Source organism: Deltaproteobacteria bacterium, from assembly GCA_019308905.1.
GTDB lineage: Bacteria > Desulfobacterota > BSN033 > WVXP01 > WVXP01 > JAFDHF01.
Genome location: JAFDHF010000015.1, coordinates 41,361 through 61,595, shown reverse-complemented (window position 1 = coordinate 61,595; position 20,235 = coordinate 41,361). Strand labels below are relative to the sequence as shown.

Sequence of the window (20,235 nt, the reverse complement as noted above, 5' to 3'; positions counted from 1 at the left end):
CAGTGGGAGGGAGTCAGAGAGAGATGGACAGAGTGCGTTTCTGCCTGGTGGGAACAGGACGGGCTGGGATGGTCCACGGGATCAACATCACCCGTCGGATCAAGAATGCAGAGTTGGTGGCTCTGGTGGATTCAAACGAAAGGTCCCTGAAAGAGAGTGGTGAAGCCCTCGGTGTGACCGGCAGACATGCGGACTACAGGGAAGCGTTGAGCGGGAAAGACATTGATGCAGTCGTCGTGGTGACCCCAACATTTACCCATGCCGAGATTGCCTGTTATGCGGCCGAACAGGGCAAACATATCATGTTGGAGAAGCCCATGGCCATCACGGTGGACGAGTGCGCCGCCATAAACGCTGCGGTGAAAGACAACGGGGTCAAACTCCAATTGGGCTTCATGCGGCGGTTTGACCCGGCCTTTGTTAGGGCAAAGGAGATCATAGAGTCCGGTGAGTTGGGGCGGGTCATGATTATCAAGTCGACAGGGAGGGGACCCGGGCTTCCTCCCGCCTGGACCTATGATCTATCCCAAAGCAATGGGATGTTGGCCGAGGTCAACAGCCACGATTTCGATACGGTCAGGTGGCTGGTCGGAAGTGACTACGATCAGGTGTATGCCCTGGCCGAAAACTTCAAGTGTGATAGCCTGAGAAAGGATTACCCCGGTTTCTATGACAACGCCGTCGTCAATTTTCGTCTCAAGGACGGTACTCTCGGCTCTATCGACGGAACCTGCCCGGCAGGTTACGGTTATGATGCGCGTGTGGAGATTCTGTGCGAGCATGGTCTGCTTCTGGTTGGCGATTTCAAGGAGTCGGGTATGACCTGGGTTAGAAGAGATGGAACGTCCATTGGGTCCGCTTTCAGAAGCTGGCGGGATCGGTTCAAGGATGCGTACCTCGCGGAGATGGAGCACTTTGTGGAAGCCATAGTGAAGGATGGCGAGCCAGCCGTGACCGGAGAGGACGGGATCAAGGCCGTTGAGGCGGTGATTGCCGCCAACGAGTCGATTCGGACCGGTCGGCCCGTGAGACTCGGTCAAGTCAAGGACATGGAATGCTAGCTGCAACATACACTCAAGGCGGGAAGCTCCGGTTAGAGGATATCCCCGTTCCCGAGATCGGAGAAGACGAAATACTGGTAAGAGTCCGGGCGTCCAGCATCTGTGGTACGGATCTCAGGATTCTACGGCATGGCCATCACAAGCTCAAACCAGGACAGAAGATCGTTCTAGGCCATGAGTTTTCCGGGACGATTGAGGCTGTGGGCAAACGGGTCAAGAACTATCATGTTGGTGAGAGGGTCGGGGTAGCCCCGAACATCGGGTGCGGCCACTGCGACCAGTGCATCAAGGGGCGCGCCAACATGTGCCCGGATTATTCGGCCTTTGGCATCAACCTGGACGGTTCCCATGCCGAGTTCGTCAAGATACCGGGCCCTGCGGTTTCTCAGGGAAATGTGATGGTTCTGCCCGACGGGGTTCCCTTCGAGCAAGCCGCCTTGAACGAACCCCTCTCGTGTGTCATCAACGGCGTCACGGCCTGCCGGATCGCCCTGGGGGATGCGGTCTTGATTCTTGGGGCGGGTCCCATCGGGCTTCTTCACCTCATGCTGGTCAGGCTTACCGGTGCCGGTGTCGTGATGGTTTCGGATTTGATCGATGAGAAGCTTGGGAAGGCAAGGCAACTGGGAGCCGACCATGTGATGAATCCGCAGGTGCGCGACCTCAAGGAGGCCGTCTTAGACCTGACACGTGGACAGGGGGCGGACGTTATTATCACGGCTTGTCCGGTCCATTCGGTCCAGGAGGAGTCTGTCGAATTGGCTGCCCGTTTCGGGCGGATCTGTTTTTTTGGAGGGCTCCCCCCTGAGCGGCCCAAGATCACCGTCAACTCCAATCTCATCCACTATCGGAACCTGATTGTTACCGGAGTAAGCGGAGGCTCCAATTCCGACTACAGAACCGGGCTGAAACTCCTGGCTTCAAGAAGGGTCGACCTGATGAGGGTCGTCTCGGCAGAGTACCCCCTTTCCAGGGCCGATGAGGCTTTTGAGGAGGCCCTGAGTGGAAATGCAATGAAAATAGTTCTGAAACCCCACGGATGAGACCGACTCGACAGGGAACTCACGGCGACAGGGATCGCAGGCCGTAGACGGAGGAGAGTCCGGAATGGAAGACCGAAATCTGATCGGGGTTGATGTTGGCACGACCTCTACCAGGGCCGGCATTGTTAGCCTATCCGGCGCTCTGCTCGGTGTTGAGAGTGAGCCTTCAAAGCTCATATCGCGCGCCAAAGACCACATGGAACAGGACCCGGATGAGATGGTCTCCTCTGTCGTGAAGACCATCAAAAGGGTGCTCGAGAGAAGCGGAGTGAGACCTGAAACCATACTTGGAATCGGCTTTGACGGCCAGATGGCAGGGATTTTGGGCATCGATCGAGACTTCCGTCCGGTCACGCCCTATGATTCCTGGCTGGACACGAGGTGCGCCCCTTACGTCCAGTTGATGGCCGAGCGGGCCGGCGATGAGATATTGGCCAGTACGGGTTGCTATCCGAGCATCAATCACGGCCCCAAGATGTTGTGGTGGAAAGAGGAGCATCCCGACGTGTTCGAGAAGATCTTTAAGTTCATCCAGCCGTCGGCTTATGTCGCGGGGCGGCTTGCGGGTCTGAGCGGAGAGGGCGCATTTATCGATTACACCTACCTGCATTTCTCGGGATTTGCGCGAACGGACAGGGCCGAGTGGAATACCGATCTGACGGGTGTCTTCTCCTTCCCCGTGGAGAAACTCCCGCGGATTGTATCCCCCACGAAACAGATCGGAACTGTGTCCGGGGAGTTTGCACGCCAAACCGGACTTCTGGAAGGCACTCCTATCATCGCCGGATGCGGAGACACCATCGCGAGTATGACAGGGGCCGGAGTCATCGAGCCCGGCCAGGCGTTTGACGTGGCCGGGACGGCCTCGGTCTTTTCCATCTGCGTAGACTCGTTCAGGCCTGATACCCTAAGCCGCACGCTGATGACATCACGATCCGCGTTCTCGGGCATCTACTACGCATATGCGTACATCAACGGGGGCGGCATGTGCCTCGACTGGTTCAGGGAGAATTTCCAGGGCCAGGAAGAAGATCTCGAAACCCTCAACCGGCAGGCCGAAGAGGTCCCTGCGGGATCTGAGGGTCTATTCTTTCTCCCTCATCTGGCGGGCAGGGCTTGCCCCGGGGCGCCGGAGTACCGGGGGTTCTGGCAGGGTTTTGGCTTTTCTCACAAAAAGGCCCACTTCTACCGTTCGATCCTGGAAGGGATTGCCTACGAGTATGCCACCTATCTCAACCAGGTGGCAAGACTCTACCCGGAGTTGAAGGTGGTCACCGTACGGGGCGTGGGAGGTGGAAGCCGGAGTCCTGTGTGGAACCAGATCAAGAGCAGTGTGTTGAATCTCCCCTATCAGAACCTGAGGACTTCAGAATGCGGGGTCATTGGTTCGGCCTTTCTAGCAGGACTGGGTGTTGGGGCCATCTCGAGTCCTGGTGACGCAATCAGGCGTTTTGTAGTCGCAGACGAGGATTGGAGGCCGAACGCGGCGCAGACCGCGGTCTATCAGGAGATGATACCGATCTACTCGGAACTCCTTACGGGTGCCGAGCCCATCTGCAGGCTGATCCATCGGTCGGCCGTTCCCGGCAAATAGGGGTGTACCCTACCCAGGGAGAACAACGGTTCCGCTCCTCTCCTTAGACGTCGAGGTTCGCTCGAGGACTGTTCCGAGTGCACGGTTTCCGCCGGACCGTGCTGGATTGGAGAGCCTTTGTGAAACTCCATAGAGACTGCATTTCCTGTCTGGCCAGGATACTCGATCAGGTTTCGAGAAACCTCGGCCGGGATGCTGCTTTGAATGACGAAGTGAAGCGCCGTGGGCTAGCCGTGCTCCATGAAGCCTTTCGCCCGGACAAGTGCCCGCCGTGGCTCGCCACGCGTCTACTTGAGGAGGTTGCTCGCCTGACGGGCGACTCAGATCCCTATGAGGATATCAGACAGAAGGAGATGGCAGCGGCAGAGGAGATTTTCAAGAGAGTCAGGCCCTTGTACGGGGATGATTTCAGATCCTGTGTTGAACTGGCCGTGTTGGGCAATAACCTCGATTTTTTTCGTGATGTCCGGGACCTCGAGGCCACACTGGTCAAAGAGCAGGGCAGGCACCTGAGCTTTGCCGTCGACCATATCGAGAGGACCAGAGCTCTGCTCTGCTCGCCGGCAAATGGAACCGTCCTCTTTCTCGCGGATAACGCTGGAGAGGTGTTCTTCGATATTCCTCTGCTGGAAAAAATCACCTCTCTCGGAGTGAGAGTCGTTTACGGGGTGAAAAAGAACCCCTTTATCAATGATCTGACCTGGGCTGACCTCGAAAGAAACGGTTTGCTGCCACAAATTCCCGGTGCCCTGTCGACCGGCACAGGGGCCCTGTTGGATCTGCCTTCACTTTCGGCGGTCTTCCGTAAAGAACTCGAGGGATGTGATCTGGTCTTTTCAAAAGGCCAGGCCAATTACGAATGTCTGGGCGAGCTTCCTCTCAAGAAGAAGGTCTTCTATCTTCTAAAAGCCAAATGCCGTCCCATAAGTGAAGCACTCGGTGTTCCTCTGGGCAGCTATGTTGCACTGCTGCATGATGGGAGTGAGCCGGAGGGCTCAACTTGAGATGACCAGACGGAGGACGGGCTTGGCCGAGCTCTCCAGGACCCTGTTGGTGGTCTTTTGGGAGAGGGCCTGGGCGAGCCTTCCCCTGCGTTTCACCCCCATGACGATGAGATCGATGCCCTCCTTGTCGGCGTACTGGTTGATGACAGAGTGGGGAGAACCGATTCTCACGGCTGTTACGAAGTCCGAGAAATCTCCCAGGTTTGAGGCGGCGTAAAGGCGAAGCTGCCTGTCTGCACGTCTCTTGGCCTCTTCATGAACCCTATCCATGGCCACGTGGGGCGTGGAAAAGCCTGAGGCCTCTCCAGGCTCGTGGACTGCATAGAGCAGGTGGAGCCTCGCGCCGAATCTCCGTGCCAGTTCCAGACCGTAAGTCACACAGGGGCTCAATATGTCCGAAAGGTCGATGGGAACCAGTATGTTCTTGATCTCTTTCAACGAATCCCCTCGTTGAATCGATCCGAAGGCGCTAGTTACTGCTACCCTAGTAGCGGGTCGGCTGTCAAGCTTTTTCTCGCCTCTTTTGCCCTCTGCCATCCCGGGTTACGTTGATGCAGCCATTCCTTCCCGGCAAGGATGCCGGGGAATCCGGCTGGAGCAATGCCTGGGGTGAAACCAGGGTCACCCGTACCGGCCCAAGGACTGAAAAGCGTGAGCGCCACGAAGTACGGTTGCATCACCGAACTGCCGCCCGATGAGCATCATTCCTATGGGAAGCCCGTCTGACTTTGCGCACGGTACATTCATAGCCGGGTGTCCCGTTATGTTAAAGGGAGCGCAGTTCCAGTGGTGCCTCCAGCCCAATCGGAAGTACTCCTCGGGCGTTGGATTCTCCACGAGGGGCAATGCCTTGCCCTCCGGAGCAACCGTCGGCATCACGAGCAAATCCACCTCCCGGAGGGCCTGGTCATAAGCCTCTCGCAACAGGCGTACCTGGTTCTGGGCCTTGGCATAGTATCGACCGTGATACCGGGTCAACATGTAATGGCCAACGAGAATGACCAGTTTGACAGTATTAGAGAAGTTATCAGCCAACATTTTTCGGGATTTTCCATAGTAGTTCAACATACCTGTCGGATAGTAACCCTTCCAGCCTGTGCCGAATCCGTTGCCGCGGATCATCTGGGCGGCAGCACCTTCTACGAAGATGGGGGAAAAGATATGGATCCCATCTCTATGAAGAGGAATGGAAAGCTCCCTCACCTTCGCTCCCAGCTTCTCAAAGCTGAAAGCGGCATCCTTGACAGCCTGGTCCACATCCGGCCCCGACCCTTCCGGCCAGCCAAACCCTTCTCGGACCACCCCGAAAGAGAGGTCTCTTACGCTTCCGGTGAGTGCCTTTGTGTAGGATATCTTCTTGATTTCTTCTCGCTGCCGGGGATCGAGCGGGTCCCTGCCTGCGATGACCTCCAACAGGAGCGCAACATCCTCAACGGTCCTGGCCATGGGGCCGGTATGATCCAGGGTATTCTCGATGGGGAAGATTCCCGTGTATGGGACCAGTCCATAGGTTGGTTTCAAGCCATAGGCGCCGCAGAGGGCGCTGGGGATACGGATAGACCCCCCTTGATCGCCTCCTATAGCCATGTCGCAATCTTCGTTAACCACCAGAACAGCGCTCCCGCTCGATGACCCGCCTGCTGAGTACCTCGGATTATGGGGGTTGAGAACAGGGCCTGTCACCGAAGTGTGAGATCCACCGGTCAGGCACAGGTCTTCACAGACGGCCTTGCCGATGATCTCCCCGCCTGCATCGAGGATACGGGTCACAATCGTGGCGTCCACGTCTGGTACAAAACCTTCCAAAATGGCAGAGCCGTTCATCATGGGAACCCCAGCCACGCAGACGTTGTCCTTTATCGCAATCGTCTTTCCTGCGAGTTTCCCCCTTGACGCTCCTTTGATGGAGCATCGCCAACACCATGCGTTTAGAGGATTCTCGTCTCGGGGGGGACGATAGCCCGGCACGCGTGGGTACTTGACCTCGGGCCTGGGCTCGGGGAGTTGCCCAACTCTCCGGTATGATGCGAGGGTTCCCTCGATTTCCGCGGCAAAGCCCTCCAGGTCCTCAATGCTCATTGTCATATGGTACTCCTGGGCAATGCTCCTCAACTCCTCGAGCGTGGGCGGTATGATGCCGCGCCTTGTGCTCCCGACCGCTCTTCCCAAAAGCTCTTTAGCCATCGCCGGTGCCTCCTTTCTCGTGAGTCCTGGGTAGCTCTCTCTCGGCCCTTCCCGGTCTAACGACTTTCTTACCGAGACGAGCGGTTGAACCCCCGTTAGCTCTAGCTGCTCGATTCTTTCCGAGTGACCGTTTTTTGGTCTCTCGATCAAATGGTCAGATCTTGCTGGCTTGTTCGAGCGTAAGAGGGCTATCGATCAATTCCAAGATTATTCCTTCAGGTGTGGTCAGGTAAACGACCTTTCCGCCTTTATGGGGTCCAACAGTCACGGATTGCGGAGGAGATTTGAAATTGACGTTTCTCGTTGCCAGCTCTGCCTGGTATCCTGCGAGGTTCTTGACTGCGAAAGCCACATGGGTGAATCCAATGCGTTCCATCTGCCAGGGACGGGCCGGGAGAATTTCTGTGTTCAGGGGTTGAATCAGCTTCAGACAGATGCCGGCAGGGGACTCCAGTAACACCCACCGCACCGGAATCTCAGACTTGCGTGGCTGCACGCCGTCTCTTTCAGGGATAGGAGCTCCTTGGCTGGCTATTCTTAATCCCAGTATGTCCCGGTAGAACCTGACCGAGGATTCCGTGTTGTCAACAATCAACGCCGGGTATAGCAGTGCCCTTTCAGACGAGTCTTGTCTATCAGTCTCCTCCTTGCCCGCCTCGACGACTCTCAGGATCACCCCATTGGGATCGAGCAGTGTGACAACTTCACATTCTCTATAGGGCTCTTCTCCAATATCCAAGATCACGTCAGGTGATGGCCGATCTCTTGCAGTCTTTGTAAGCCCAGCTAACCTTTCCAGGCGCCCTGTTATTAAGATTCCGTAACAGATTCCAACCCGCGGGGCGGTTTCTTTTTCCGCAGGAATCGCCTCTGGATGGTAGAACCCGAATAACTCTAGATGTTGGTACGGTGTCACCGACAGGTACACTGTTCGCGTATGAAAACCCGGTATTCCGGTGATCTTGTCGATCCACTCTCCTTTTCTTTCCGCATCGCTCAATACGTCGAAACCAAAAGCCTCTTGGTAGTACTTTACGGATTCATCCACCTCACTGACGGTCAGAGCGATGTGGCTCAGCCCCAAGATCACGGCCATCTACCTCAAAGGTTTAGGGGTCAGGTACTGTGGATCCTGTAACCCTCGATCTGCATAGCTGACTCCATGAGGATTTCACTGAGGGTTGGATGAGGATGCATCGTAAACGCCATCTCTTCAGCCGTGCACTCCAGATTCATTGCAAGGCCGGCCTCCGCGATCAAGTCGGTGACACGCGGGCCCACCAGATGAACGCCTACGATTCTTTTATACTTCTTTTCGGAGATCAATTTTGCAAACCCGAACCCTCCCAGGATTCGGGCCTTTCCCGTGGCTTGAAGAGGAAAACGTCCAATCAGAATCTCCCCGTACGCCTCCCTTGCCTCCCTCTCTGTCATCCCCACTGAGGCAGCCTCCGGGTAAGTGTAGATGCATCGAGGAACCGCTGTGTAGTTCATGGGCTGAGACTTTCCCAGGATGTTCTCCGCTGCAGTCAAACCCTCCGCCGTGGCAACATGGGCCAGCATTGAACCTCCGGTCACATCACCGACCGCGTAGATCCCAGGGACTGTTGTCTTCATCTGATTATCGACCACGATCCGACCATTCTCTGTTTTAAGACCGACTTTTTCCAGAGCCAACCCTTCGGTATTGGAACGGCGGCCGACCGCCATCAATACGCAAGAAGTCTCTATGGAATAATCTTTTCCTTGAACAGCGTAATGAACGGTCTTGTGCCCCTCAATCCCCGATATATCCCTTACGGTCGCTCCCGTACGAATCTTGATACCCTCCTGGTTGAGAGCCCGAGCCAATGCTCCGGAAACGTCGGCGTCCTCGTTTGGCAGCACCTGATTCAACAACTCGAGTACCGTGACCCCGGAGCCCAAGGCGTGGAAGATCTGGGCAAACTCCAATCCGATGTACCCTGCCCCGATGACCACGATGGAAGGGGGAATCTTCTCGATTGACAGCGCCTCGTTGCTGTCAATAACACCGACACCATCGCTTCCTTTGATGGGTACTGTCGCTGGAACCGATCCAGTGGCAACGACAATCGCATCTCCCTCGATTAGTTCGCCACTCTCCCTGACCCTGACTCTCCGGGGTGTTTCAAAAAAGCCGGTCCCTTTGATGACCCGGATCTTCCTTGCTTCACACAGTCTTTCGACGCCACTTACGAGGGAGCCGACTACCTGATCCTTACGCTTCCTCAACCGGCTGAAGTCCAGCCCTACATCTCGAGCCGTGATGCCGAATTCTTGGGCATTTCTGATTTCCCGTATCAGATTTGCGGCATGAAGCAGAACTTTGGTGGGAATACACCCCCTGTTCACGCATGTTCCCCCGAGCTTATCCCTCTCGATCAGGGTAACCTTCGCTCCTTTTTGCGCCAGTAAGAGGGCTGCGGGGTATCCGCCCGGACCGCCGCCGATGATCACAACTCTCTTGCTCATCTCCAAAGCCTCATCCATGGAATCAATCAGAACAGCAGGTAGGGATTCTCAAGCGCACTCTTGAGATCCCGAAGAAACCGCGCTCCCACCGCACCGTCAACGACCCGGTGATCCACGGCCAGGGTCATCGCGACCATGGGTCGGATGACAACCGACCCATCTCTGACAATGGGCCTGTCCATGGTCTTGCCAATAGACAAGATACCGGTCTGGGGCGGGTTGAGAATGGAGGTAAAAGCGACAATGTCATACATTCCTAGGTTCGATATCGTGAACGTTCCTCGCTCCAGTTCGTGTAAGGACAGACGGCCGTTGCGGGCCCGCTCCACCAAATCCTTTCGTTCAGTGGCAATCTGCCAGAGGCTTTTCCGGTCCGCCTTTTCGATGGCTGGGACAATCAACCCGTCGTCAAGAGCCACCGCCAGACCGATGTTGATGTTTCTGAACACTTCGATCTGATCACCCTCCAATCTGGCATTGAGACGGGGATAGTCTCCAAGCACAGCGGCTACCGTCTTGATGTAGATGTCATTCAGAGAAAGCTTCACACCGGTTTTCCACTCGATCTTCTCTCTCACGATTTCACGCAGCTTTATGGCCTCGGCCATGTCAACTTCTGTAAACAGATTGAAATGAGGAGCGTCATGAGAGCTCTGAGAGAGCCGCTGGGCAATGGTCCGGCGAATGGGTGTCATGGGAATAATCTCTGCGATTTCGCCCGGCTCGTTCGTGGGGGGTGCTCCGGCTCTGGCCTGCTTGAACTCCCTAAGATACTTCTCCAGATCGGCCATCCGAATTCTTCCCGAACGGCCCGATCCCCTAATCAACGAAAGGTCAATCCCCTTATCCCTGGCGACCTTTCTAACCAATGGTGAGGCCGGTACGCCGTTCCTCATTGGCCGCGGAGCGGTCGGGGGAGCCCCCTGGGGTAGTCGAGCCCGGCCGACCTCGACGGCCGGCTTCTCCTTTTCACCGTTCCGGTAGAGGCCAACGTCGATCTCTTCGTCAGCCGCGCCGACGATCGCCACGACGCCTCCCACGGGCACTTCCTCTCCCTCATTCACAACGAGTGCCTTGACGATCCCGGTGGCTGGAGACTCTATGCCATAGGTCACTTTATCTGTCTCGATCTCCAGCAGGGTTTCCCCGGCTTCCACCGTATCGCCAACAGATTTCAGCCATCTCAATATCTTGGCTACGGTCATCGTGTAACCCAGGTTGGGTATGGTTACCTCAGTTGCCATCGCGTACCCCTTCCAACCGCCCTGGTAGACAATCCCACCGAACTTCTGGTTCAGAACGACATCAAGTCCCTGACGACTTCGACCACTCTGTGCGCGTTCGGGAAAACAGAGTCCTCTAAGGCCGAATTGAAAGGAATCGGTGCATCCAAGGCTGCAATCCGGCGGATCGGCGCGTCCAAAGAGTCCAGGACCTCTTCTGCAATCAAGGCAGCGATTTCCCCCCCCACTCCCCCTGTCTTGGGACCTTCCTCAACGATCACGGCTCGATGGGTTTTTGTCACCGATTCAAGGATGGCCTTTTTGTCAAGGGGAATGAGGGTTCTCGGATCCAGGACCGTCGCGGTGACTCCCTCTCTTTCGAGTACCTCGGAGGCCTCCAAGGCTATCCCCACCATGCGGCCGATAGCCACAATAGTCAGATCGCTACCCTCCCGATGAGTTCTCGCTTCCCCAAAAGACACAATGTACTCCTCTTCAGGAACCGGCCCGGGAATCTGGTAAAGGAGCTTTCGTTCGATAAACAATACCGGATCTTCATCCCGAATAGCCGCCTTCAAGAGGCCCTTAGCATCGTACGGCGTTGCCGGCACAGCCACCTTGAGCCCCGGAACATTCATGAACCAGGCATCGAGTGTCTGTGAGTGCTGGGCCGCAAATCCCCCCCATCGACCGGCAGGGCTCCGGACGACCAGAGGGAAAGAGACCTGTCCTCCGGACATGTAACGAAGCTTGGCCGCCTGATTACATATCTGATCCATGCACAGGGGAAGCAGGTCACAGAACTGGATCTCGGGAACCGGCCGCATGCCCATCATGGAGGATCCCACAGCCACGCCCACAATCGTCTGTTCACAAATCGGTGTGTCAAAAACCCGCTCGGGACCAAACTCGTCGATCAATCCCTTGCACACGGTGAATGCATAGCCGAGTTCAACATCCTCTCCGAATACGAAAACCCTTTCATCCCTGCGCATTTCCTCGGCCAGGGCCTCACGGAGCGCCTCTGCATATTTGATCTCTCTCATGACGGGCTACACCTTTCCTGGACATAGATGTCTTCGAGTACCGTTCCGGCATCAGGCTCAGGACTTTTCTCTGCATAGCGGACGGCTTGCTCAATCATTTCGGAAACTTCTTTTTCGACTTCCTTAACATCCTCAGGACTCAGCCGGCCGTCTTTGTTAATGACCAACAGAGGGTCTCTCTTCTTCCACGCTACCAGTTCCTCCTTGGAGCGATATGGCCCGTAGGCCGGATCGCCTCTTGAGTGGCCCAGGAATCGATACGTCTTGCACTCCAGAAGCGACGGCCCCTTTCCACGGCGGGCCCTTCTCACAGCCTTCCTGGCTTCGTCGTATACAGCCAAAACATCCATGCCGTCCACTACAATCCCTGGTATATCATAGGCTTTTGCCTGGACGGCAATGTCTTCGACGGCTGAAGTCTTTTTCAGCGGAACCGACAGACCGTAGAGGTTGTTCTCACAGACGAAGACTACCGGGAGCTTCCACAAAGCCGATACATTGAGGGACTCATGAAATGGCCCCCCGTTGGACGCATTGTCTCCAAAAAAACAGACACAGACCTGCTCCCTTTTCTGCATCTTGAGTGCCAGGCCGACTCCCGCCGCGATCGGCATCCCTTCACCAACAATCCCCATGGCGCCCAACATTCCGCGCTTCGCATCCACAATGTGCATCGATCCGCCCTTGCCCCCGCACAGCCCCGTAGCCTTTCCTAGAAGCTCAGCCATCATCAGCCTGGGATCGGCTCCCCTCATCAAACAATGGCCGTGGCCTCGATGGGTGGCGATCACGAGATCATCCGCGCGTAATGCCTCAGCAACCCCGACCGCCACAGCCTCCTGCCCGACCGAAACGTGGACCGTCCCGTATATTTTCCCCTTTCTGAACAGTTCGTCCACCTTTTCTTCGAATCGGCGAACCATCAATAGCCTTTTGTACAACTCTCGGAGGCGGCTTTCTGATATCTTCCGAATCTCACTCATGTTCCCTCCTGTTCGCCACGGTATGGGTTGCTACGGGTGAGTAGCTTCAAAGCAGGCAACAAAGTGGCCTTCTCCCAATTCCTGCAGTTTAGGAAGTGACTCATAACAATGGGTTTTTGCCAGTGGACAGCGTGGAGCCAAATTGCATCTGTTGTCGGGCAGGTTCACAGGGCTCGGTACCTCTCCCTTCAATACGAATTCCACCTTTTCTTGGTCTGGGTCTGGCAGCAGTCCTGCAGCGAGTAAGGCACGTGTGTAGGGGTGTAGGGGAGATCCGAAAACTGCGTGTGCTGGTCCCTCTTCAACGATTCTCCCCAGATACATTATCGCCACCCGGTGGCTGAGCTCAGATATGACAACCAAGTCGTGGGTGATGAAGAGATAAGAAATGCCTAGTTTTTCTTGTAATTTTTTCAGAAGTACCACGATTTCTGCACGGAAACGTATATCCAACAATGATGTAGGTTCGTCAAGGACGACGACTTTTGGATTTGTGATAAGAGCCCGGGCGACTCCGATTCTCTGTTGCTCGCCCTGAGTTAACTGAATAGGGTACTTATTCAGACGGTCGTCGGTCAGTTCCACCATTTCCAAAGCTTCTCTCACCCTTTCCAAACGTTCAACCTTATCAAATCTCCCACTCACCATCAACGGATCTTCCAGTATCTGTCTTACCTTCTTTCTTGGATTCAAGGCATCGTAAGGCTCCTGAAAGACAATTTGAATTTCGGACCTCAGATTTCTAAACTCACGCTCGGAAACTCGAGTTACGTCCTTACCGTCATAAATGACCCTGCCCTCCGTTGGTTCGATCAAACGAACGATGCATCGGCCTGTTGTCGTTTTACCACAGCCGCTTTCTCCAACGAGTCCGAGAGTTTTCCCCTTGGGGATCGAAAATGTGATACCATTGACCGCACAAACAGCCCCTCCTTTCTTAAGAGGGAACCGCTTATGTAGGTTTTCCACGTTTAGTATATCCGGCAACCTATTTACCCTCCGAAATTCTGTGACATCTCACAAAGTGATCTGGATTGAGGAATGTTTCCGGTGGGTTGACAGACCAACAGAGATCTTTCATCTCTTCCGCGTGGGCGCATCGACCCGCAAAACGACAGCTGTTTTCACTCCTCATTTCCATCTCGCTCCGGGTCGCCACTTTCTTCGAGTCTATTCGAGCGGTCATTCCATGAGAGGCGAACGCGGCCTCCAAAAGGTAGTGGCTATAAGGATGGACTGCGTTTTTGAAAAACTCCCGAACCGGCGCCAGTTCAACGACCTGTCCATTGCACATGACTGCAACCCTTTTGCAGTAGTTAGCCACGATGCCGAGGTCACGTGTCGCAATGATGGCGCTTGATTGAAGGTCCACAAGGAGTCTTGCCATCAAATCGAGAACCTGTTTTTGAATAGTTACGTCGAGACCCATGGTGGGCTCGTCGGCGAGTAAGACCTTGGGCAACATGAATAGAGCTATAGAGATGACAACCCTCTGTGCCATGCCTCCACTCAGTTCATGGGGATAGCTATCCAAGTTTCGTTCGGCGTCGGGCATCTGAACCAATCTGAACGTTTCGATCGCCTTATCACGAGCTTCCTTCGGGGAAAGGCGGGAATGAGCGCAAATGATGTTGGAAAATTGCTCCCCGATCGTCAGAAGGGGATTGAGCCTGTCTCTGGCATTGGGAGGAATAAATGCTATTCCTTTCCCCCAGATCTTTGCCATTTGTTCTTCGTTTTTGTCCAGGAGGTTCTCCATGCGCCCGTCGAGATTCACGGATAGGGTCTCCGCCTCGAACCACAAGGGGGGCTTTAGGTTACGTCCGATTGCGTCGATAAGGACCGATTTTCCCGCACCGGTCTCGCCGACCAGTCCAAGGATATCATTTTCGCTTAAGATGATACTAACATTGTCGAGGATTCTTTGTGCGCCTTTCCCGAGAGAAGAAGGACAAAATGCATTGAGGTTTTTCACAATTAGGATTTCTTGATCCACAAATTATCCTTCCTTCGTCTTTTGTCTCTCAAAATCAGAGGGGTACGGCCCGGCAACTATCCGGATGGCCAATGTTATCTCTTCTTGTATTCATATATACACGGACCATCTTCAGAATAATGAAAAGCAAAATTGAAACCCGCTTCCTTCAACATCTCCTCCCACCACAACGTGCAGTGATAGCAGTAATAGGGGGTGTTATCCTTCCTCCGCTGGGTAATCAAGCCCTGACGTTTCATTCTGTCACCACTCGCGCAATTTACAACCACGAGCCGCTTGCTCTCCTCGTCCTCCTCGACCTTGACTTGGCTACCCATCAAACGGTGAAACATCTCCAACCCGTCTATTACTTTCTCTCCCTCTTTGCCTGCATTCTCAACGACCGGCCTGACCAAGGCGTAGCCGCACTCCCGGAGATACTCGACGGCTGCCCTGTCGCCATACGCTTTTGCTACATATTGGACGCCGGAGTTCCCCCAATTCGTAAAACTCTCCAGAGCTGCATGGACGACTTCCTTTTTGAATGTGTTCTCGCTCATCTTTGCAGTCTCCCTAGTCGAAGATCCTTGCCACGCTGATAGGAGCCCCGGGCTTCCCCACTCCAGATCCCGGCGCTTTTGTGATCCTTCCTGTTAGAGAATCTCATCTCATGCCGGTTTTTGCGGGAGAGCCTTGAGCAACGCGTGTTGCTCCCGTGCCCTCCCGCATGAACGGATGAGTGGCTCCTGGCAGTAAGCGATTAGTGGGGTATCTCTATACTCGGCTGTTGCGCAGCGGGAAAGAGAAAATCATATCTCACGTTGTTACTGACATCCCAATTGAACCCCTTGATATTATCCCTTATCGCACAGGTATAGTTCTGTTCCACAGCCCAAGCTACCGGCACATCCTCCAGTAGCAGCCTTTCCAGTTTCTTTGCATACTCGTATCTCTTCTCCGTGTCGACGATGTCATTGCCTTCCAGCATCATACGGTCGGCCTCAGGGTTGTTGTAATTCTCGTAACAGTGATAGTTGGTACTAAGATACATGAGTATGTAGGAGTAGAAGGGGTCAGCGATGCACGGATAGTCGTTCCAGAGGGAAAAGGGGAACTTCCTGGCCAAGACACCGGCGTTAAAGGAGCCGGCCGGTGTTTTTCGCAAATTGACTTTGACGCCAATTTTGGCGAGGCTATCCTTGATCAGCACCGCGGTCGTCTCATGGGCTGCAAAGTCGGCGTTATAGTACAGATCTACCTGGAATCCTTCGGGATACCCACCTTTCTTCAGGCACTCTTTGGCTTTTTCCAAGTTGTAGGAGTATGGAAAGCCTGAGGTATCGACACCGGGATACATCGATGGAATGGTGGCCTTCCATGGAATAGCCTGTCCATAGTAAGCGAGTTTCACGATGTCGTCTTGAGGCATAGCCCACTGGATAGCCTGTCTCACATGCTTGCTCTTGAACGGCTCAAATGCCTGGTTTGTGATAACATGCAGATCCAGGTTGCCCTGGAGATTAATGACCTTTACACCTGGTGCATCTCTCAGCGCATCGATTTCCCTGGGAGAGAGTTTCATTGCCACATCAATGGTACCATCTTTGACCATGGCTACGCGGCTGGAGCTCTCCGGGATAACCTTGAAGATGAGTTTCTTGAAAGCAGGCTTTCCTCGCCACGCGTGAGGATTGGCTTCTAGAACTATGTGCTGGCCCGCCTTCCAATCCGTGATATAGTAGGTGCCAAATCCATCACCATGTGTGGCGACCCAGTCATGAGCCCACGGGTCTTCCTCTGTTGCGTGTTTCCTGGCCTCTGTTGAATCCCAGATCGGGAAATAGAGGTTGCTCCACATTTCATCTATGAGGTGGGCCGGTCTGTTCGGGGTCACTTTGAATGTGTACTTATCGATTATCTCCAGATTGTTCATGCTGTCACAGTTGATGACCCCTAGCATAAACGCCCCGTTACCTTTCAAAGCGATGTTTCTCTCCGTCTTCCAGCGAATGTCTTCCGTGGTAAGCTCGTTCCCCCAGGCACTTTTCACCCCTTTCCTCAGGTGAAACGTGCAACTGCTGTAGTCAGGTGCCACTTCCCAGCTCTCAATCAACGCAGGCTGTAATTCCGCGTAGAAGTCTGGGACCATGACATCCCCCATTCCGGTTTGAGCCGATGGCGTAAATTTCAGACTTATCCCCCAATCGTAGAGATTTCCCTGGATATCGGAGCCCGCAGGTTCGGCATTGACGTCAGGATCAATGCCAGTCGGTGTTGATGGGACACCGATGATGAGAGTATCCTTGGCTCTTGCCTCTCCCTGTAATAGAGTAAGGCCAGCTATCAAAGCAAGGGCCGTTCCAAGGAAAAAGAATCTCGTTAGTTTCGATCTCGATCTCATTTCTTGCCCTCCCATATTTGTTTCATTTCTTCCCTTGTTTCGGGAAACGACTAAGCATCCCTGTTTGTCCTCGTGGATTTTCTTCCTCGTCACCTCCTTTCTTCATGGGCCACTGATGTCTCTTGCATCGTACCAATGGTCCGTGGGGATAATTGACTTCGAAATCTTTCGGCCCACCTCCTTTCTGAAAACTGTTTTTCTTTCAATAACACGCTGACAAATCTCGGGCGGTTTTTTCTCCCTAATCGCATCAACGTGAAAACCCGAGTTTCACCCGCTCTAACGGATCGAGTAAGGCGGTGATGGCTTGTCCGATCATCGAAAATGCAAAGATCGTGAGTCCCATAACGAGACCGGGAAAGAAAGCAGGCCACCATTGGCCGGTTATCATCGACGACGCTCCTATAGCAATCATCGAACCCCACTCTGGTGTCGGAACCCTTACCCCCGCGCCGACGAAACTCAAGCCTGCGGTCAATAGAATGCCGAACCCCATGACCAGAGATAGCAAAGCGATGACAGGTGTCAGCGCATTTGGCATTACATGACTGAACGCGACTCTGAGCTCTTTATTCCCCGCGGCCCTGGCCGCTTCGACGAAAGACTTCTCCCTCAGCGAGAGTACTTCAGACCTGGCCAGCCGCAGGTTAGGGGGGAGGTTGGTAATGCCGATCAAGAATATTAGGTTCAGAGGGTTCGGGCCGAAACCGGCCACGAGAAGCAGCCCCAAAACGAAGATAGGAAACGCCTGGATGATATCCATGATTCGAAGGATGACCATACTCAGAACACCATACCCCCCTTTTCTCCCGTCGAAAAAACCCGCGAGTACCCCCAGTGGGGCTCCAACCACCAGAGCCAGCAGCGCGCCGCATAGCGATATGAACAAATCCGTGCGAAATGCAGAAACGGTCCTCGAAAAAATGCACATGCCGTTTATGTCTGTTCCAAACAAGTACCGGAACGAGGGAGGAAGTAATTGAGCACGGGGATCCGGGGTCGTTGGCGAATGGGGGACAACTATCGGTCCGATCAAGGCGAGAACGATCGAGAGGATCATATAGCCGGCTGCGAGTAACTGTAGACGGTTATGCTTCAGATATACTAGAACGAAGCTCCTTCTAATATCCCCAAAGGATCCGCGAGATATGGAGATGCTCCCGACATCCATCCATTCCCTCCCTCCACAGACCGTGCGTTTTCGGCTTCAACCAAGGCTCTTTATTCGAGGATCCACCCAAAAATAGACCATGTCGACGAGCATATAGATAAACAGATTCAGTACGGCAGATACCAAAACGACTCCTTGGACCGCAAAATAGTCTGACTGGACAACTGACTGAACCGCATACTGTCCAAATCCTGTCCAGCTGAATACCGTTTCGACAAGCACCGCCCCACCCAGGAGAAACCCGAAAACAACAGCCGTCATCGTAGCCACAGAAGGATAGACTGCTCTATGGACATATTTCTGGATTTTGGCCGGGGGCAGGGCACATACTTTCGCAAAATCGACGAATTCTGATTTTTGGACTTGCATAGCTGAGACAATTGCCACCTTTAGGATAGCCCCGCCGTACACAAAGGCGAGCACGAATACCGGCAGTACCAGGTGTTTTACACTCGAGACGAGAGCGACCCAGTTCCCCGTGACCAGACTATCCAATACGTACATCCCCGTTATACGCGTAGGCGGAAGAATCGCTATGTCCAGCCGGCCTGTGGGGGGCGGAACCCACTTCAAAACCGCATAAAAGACGAAAACCAGGATGAGAGCCAACCAGAAATCCGGGAAGGCGCCGGCTGCCATGCCGTAACCGAACAGTCCCTTTTGTGCAATGTTGCGTATCAGCCCCTTCCCACCGGAAACGGACTTTAGAGCGACTGGCAACATCACCAAGAAAGTGACCAGAAGAGCGAAGACAATAAGTTCAAGCGTCGCCGGCAATCTCAGTTTGATATCATCCATGACCCTGTTGCCCGTGAACCATGACTTACCTAAGTTTCCCTTACAGACATTCGTCACGTACGTGATGAACTGACGATACAATGGCCCGGTTAAACCCATCCGGCGCCGTATTTGTTCTACCCCCTCTTCCGGTGCCAAACCGCCCGCTATCAGTCTTGCAGGGTCGCCTGGAATCATCCGGACAACGATAAAGGTGATGAGCAGGACACCAAAAAGCTGAGGTACCAGGAAAAGGGCTCTTCTCCTTAAATAGCTTAAGAAAAACTTCATTGTTTATTATTCACCTCATCTTGGTTGGAATCTCTTGTGTCTTCCAAATGAGGGCGGCTAGATTCCTATTTTCCCGCGGGCCGGTAACCTAGGAGGCTATCGTAGACGTCCGTGCGTCGGTCGGCCAGCGGACTTGCCAGACTGGTCCAGTGCCGGTAACGGGCCTGTACGACGTTGATCTCTGCGACGATAACCTCCTCCTTTTCAAAACCGGCAGGACCGGAGACAAAGCCGGCGGGCCCCGCAATGCAACTGTTCCCCAGGAACACACAGTCACGTTCCGTCCCGCAACGGTCTGCACAGATCATGAAAACCCCGTTGACGTGGGCACTGGCCATATGAACGTACGCTGAGACGGGGTTTTCCGGGGTTACGATATCTGGAACCAAAACCCAGCATGTTGGATCACAGATAATGTCAGCTCCTTGCAACGCCAAGATGCGGGCGACTTCCGGATGCCACCCGTCGTAACAGATCATGATCCCGACACGACCAAAGGGAAGATGAAAAACGGGTATACCCAGATCTCCTGGTTCAAAAAAGAGTTTTTCCTCGTCCCAGAGATGGAGCTTTCGATACTTGCCGATGAAACCGTCCGGCCCGACGAGGGCAGCACTGTTGTAAAATTTTCCGCCTTCACGTTCGGCAATACCGGCACAGATGTAAACGCCCAACTCCTTGCATGCCTTGATCCAAGCGTGAGAGCTGGGGCCGTCGGGAACCTCTTCGGCGAGTTCGCTGACCTCATCCCGGGTGTTGAATATGTAGCCGGTGTTTCCCAGTTCGGGAAGAACCATCAGGCGGGCACCCTGTTTTGCAGCCTTTTCGATAAGGTCAAGTTGTTTTTGAATATTGTATTCCTTGTCCCCGATATGTGGCTCCATTTGAATAGCCGCCACTTTGATAAGGCTTTCCCTTCCACGTGTCCGTTCTTTACCGTATCGCCGGGTATTGCCGCGCTCCATCTCTTTCTCCTGTTCGTTTGCCGG

At 54.2% G+C, this 20,235-nt stretch carries 18 protein-coding genes; 4 read left to right on the top strand and 14 right to left on the bottom strand.

The window, feature by feature from the left end:
- Positions 1 to 23: 23 nt before the first annotated feature.
- The 4 genes from JRJ26_07355 to JRJ26_07340 all read left to right on the top strand — a co-directional run bounded on the left by JRJ26_07355 (position 24) and on the right by JRJ26_07340 (position 4,702).
- On the top strand, positions 24 to 1,061 hold the full coding sequence (locus JRJ26_07355; GenBank protein ID MBW2057298.1) for a Gfo/Idh/MocA family oxidoreductase: 1,038 nt from the start codon (positions 24 to 26) through the stop codon (positions 1,059 to 1,061).
- A complete protein-coding gene (locus JRJ26_07350) occupies positions 1,055 to 2,104 on the top strand; it encodes a zinc-dependent dehydrogenase (GenBank protein MBW2057297.1) in 1,050 nt (349 codons plus the stop codon). The genes JRJ26_07355 and JRJ26_07350 overlap by 7 nt, the downstream gene beginning before the upstream one ends.
- 64 nt (positions 2,105 to 2,168) lie before the next feature.
- Positions 2,169 to 3,698: a xylulose kinase gene (locus JRJ26_07345; GenBank protein MBW2057296.1), complete on the top strand. Its 1,530-nt coding sequence runs from the start codon at positions 2,169 to 2,171 to the stop codon at positions 3,696 to 3,698.
- Positions 3,699 to 3,817: 119 nt separating this feature from the next.
- The gene (locus JRJ26_07340) at positions 3,818 to 4,702 is read left to right on the top strand and encodes a DUF89 family protein (GenBank protein MBW2057295.1); all 885 of its coding nucleotides are present in this window, start codon (positions 3,818 to 3,820) and stop codon (positions 4,700 to 4,702) included.
- Here JRJ26_07340 and JRJ26_07335 read toward each other — a convergent pair.
- The 14 genes from JRJ26_07335 to JRJ26_07270 form a co-directional block, all read right to left on the bottom strand.
- A complete protein-coding gene (locus JRJ26_07335) occupies positions 4,694 to 5,140 on the bottom strand; it encodes a universal stress protein (protein ID MBW2057294.1) in 447 nt (148 codons plus the stop codon). The two genes, JRJ26_07340 and JRJ26_07335, sit on opposite strands and share 9 nt — an antisense overlap.
- A gap of 183 nt (positions 5,141 to 5,323) precedes the next feature.
- Positions 5,324 to 6,886 carry an amidase gene (locus JRJ26_07330; GenBank protein ID MBW2057293.1) on the bottom strand — a complete coding sequence of 521 codons (1,563 nt, stop codon included), beginning with the start codon at positions 6,884 to 6,886 and terminating at the stop codon, positions 5,324 to 5,326.
- A gap of 154 nt (positions 6,887 to 7,040) precedes the next feature.
- Positions 7,041 to 7,982: a VOC family protein gene (locus tag JRJ26_07325; GenBank protein ID MBW2057292.1), complete on the bottom strand. Its 942-nt coding sequence runs from the start codon at positions 7,980 to 7,982 to the stop codon at positions 7,041 to 7,043.
- Between the two features lie 20 nt (positions 7,983 to 8,002).
- A complete protein-coding gene (gene lpdA / locus JRJ26_07320) occupies positions 8,003 to 9,379 on the bottom strand; it encodes a dihydrolipoyl dehydrogenase (protein MBW2057291.1) in 1,377 nt (458 codons plus the stop codon).
- A 26-nt stretch (positions 9,380 to 9,405) separates the two neighbouring features.
- A complete protein-coding gene (locus JRJ26_07315) occupies positions 9,406 to 10,623 on the bottom strand; it encodes a 2-oxo acid dehydrogenase subunit E2 (GenBank protein ID MBW2057290.1) in 1,218 nt (405 codons plus the stop codon).
- Between the two features lie 50 nt (positions 10,624 to 10,673).
- Entirely contained in the window at positions 10,674 to 11,648 is a 975-nt protein-coding gene (locus JRJ26_07310) for an alpha-ketoacid dehydrogenase subunit beta (GenBank protein MBW2057289.1), read from the bottom strand.
- Positions 11,645 to 12,631 (bottom strand): pyruvate dehydrogenase (acetyl-transferring) E1 component subunit alpha, encoded by a 987-nt coding sequence (locus tag JRJ26_07305; protein ID MBW2057288.1) that lies wholly within the window; start codon positions 12,629 to 12,631, stop codon positions 11,645 to 11,647. Before JRJ26_07305 ends, JRJ26_07310 begins: the two co-directional genes overlap by 4 nt.
- A 30-nt stretch (positions 12,632 to 12,661) precedes the next feature.
- Positions 12,662 to 13,618, bottom strand: coding sequence for an ATP-binding cassette domain-containing protein (locus tag JRJ26_07300; protein ID MBW2057287.1), 957 nt, complete (start codon positions 13,616 to 13,618; stop codon positions 12,662 to 12,664).
- A gap of 1 nt (position 13,619) precedes the next feature.
- Positions 13,620 to 14,627 carry an ABC transporter ATP-binding protein gene (locus tag JRJ26_07295; protein MBW2057286.1) on the bottom strand — a complete coding sequence of 336 codons (1,008 nt, stop codon included), beginning with the start codon at positions 14,625 to 14,627 and terminating at the stop codon, positions 13,620 to 13,622.
- 74 nt (positions 14,628 to 14,701) lie between these two features.
- Positions 14,702 to 15,166 carry a hypothetical protein gene (locus tag JRJ26_07290; protein MBW2057285.1) on the bottom strand — a complete coding sequence of 155 codons (465 nt, stop codon included), beginning with the start codon at positions 15,164 to 15,166 and terminating at the stop codon, positions 14,702 to 14,704.
- Positions 15,167 to 15,366: 200 nt separating this feature from the next.
- Positions 15,367 to 17,007, bottom strand: coding sequence for an ABC transporter substrate-binding protein (locus tag JRJ26_07285; GenBank protein MBW2057284.1), 1,641 nt, complete (start codon positions 17,005 to 17,007; stop codon positions 15,367 to 15,369).
- A 250-nt stretch (positions 17,008 to 17,257) separates the two neighbouring features.
- Positions 17,258 to 18,178, bottom strand: a complete 921-nt coding sequence (locus tag JRJ26_07280) for an ABC transporter permease (GenBank protein ID MBW2057283.1) — start codon at positions 18,176 to 18,178, stop codon at positions 17,258 to 17,260.
- Between the two features lie 36 nt (positions 18,179 to 18,214).
- On the bottom strand, positions 18,215 to 19,246 hold the full coding sequence (locus JRJ26_07275; protein MBW2057282.1) for an ABC transporter permease: 1,032 nt from the start codon (positions 19,244 to 19,246) through the stop codon (positions 18,215 to 18,217).
- Positions 19,247 to 19,311: 65 nt separating this feature from the next.
- A complete protein-coding gene (locus JRJ26_07270) occupies positions 19,312 to 20,211 on the bottom strand; it encodes a nitrilase family protein (protein MBW2057281.1) in 900 nt (299 codons plus the stop codon).
- Positions 20,212 to 20,235 lie beyond the last annotated feature (24 nt).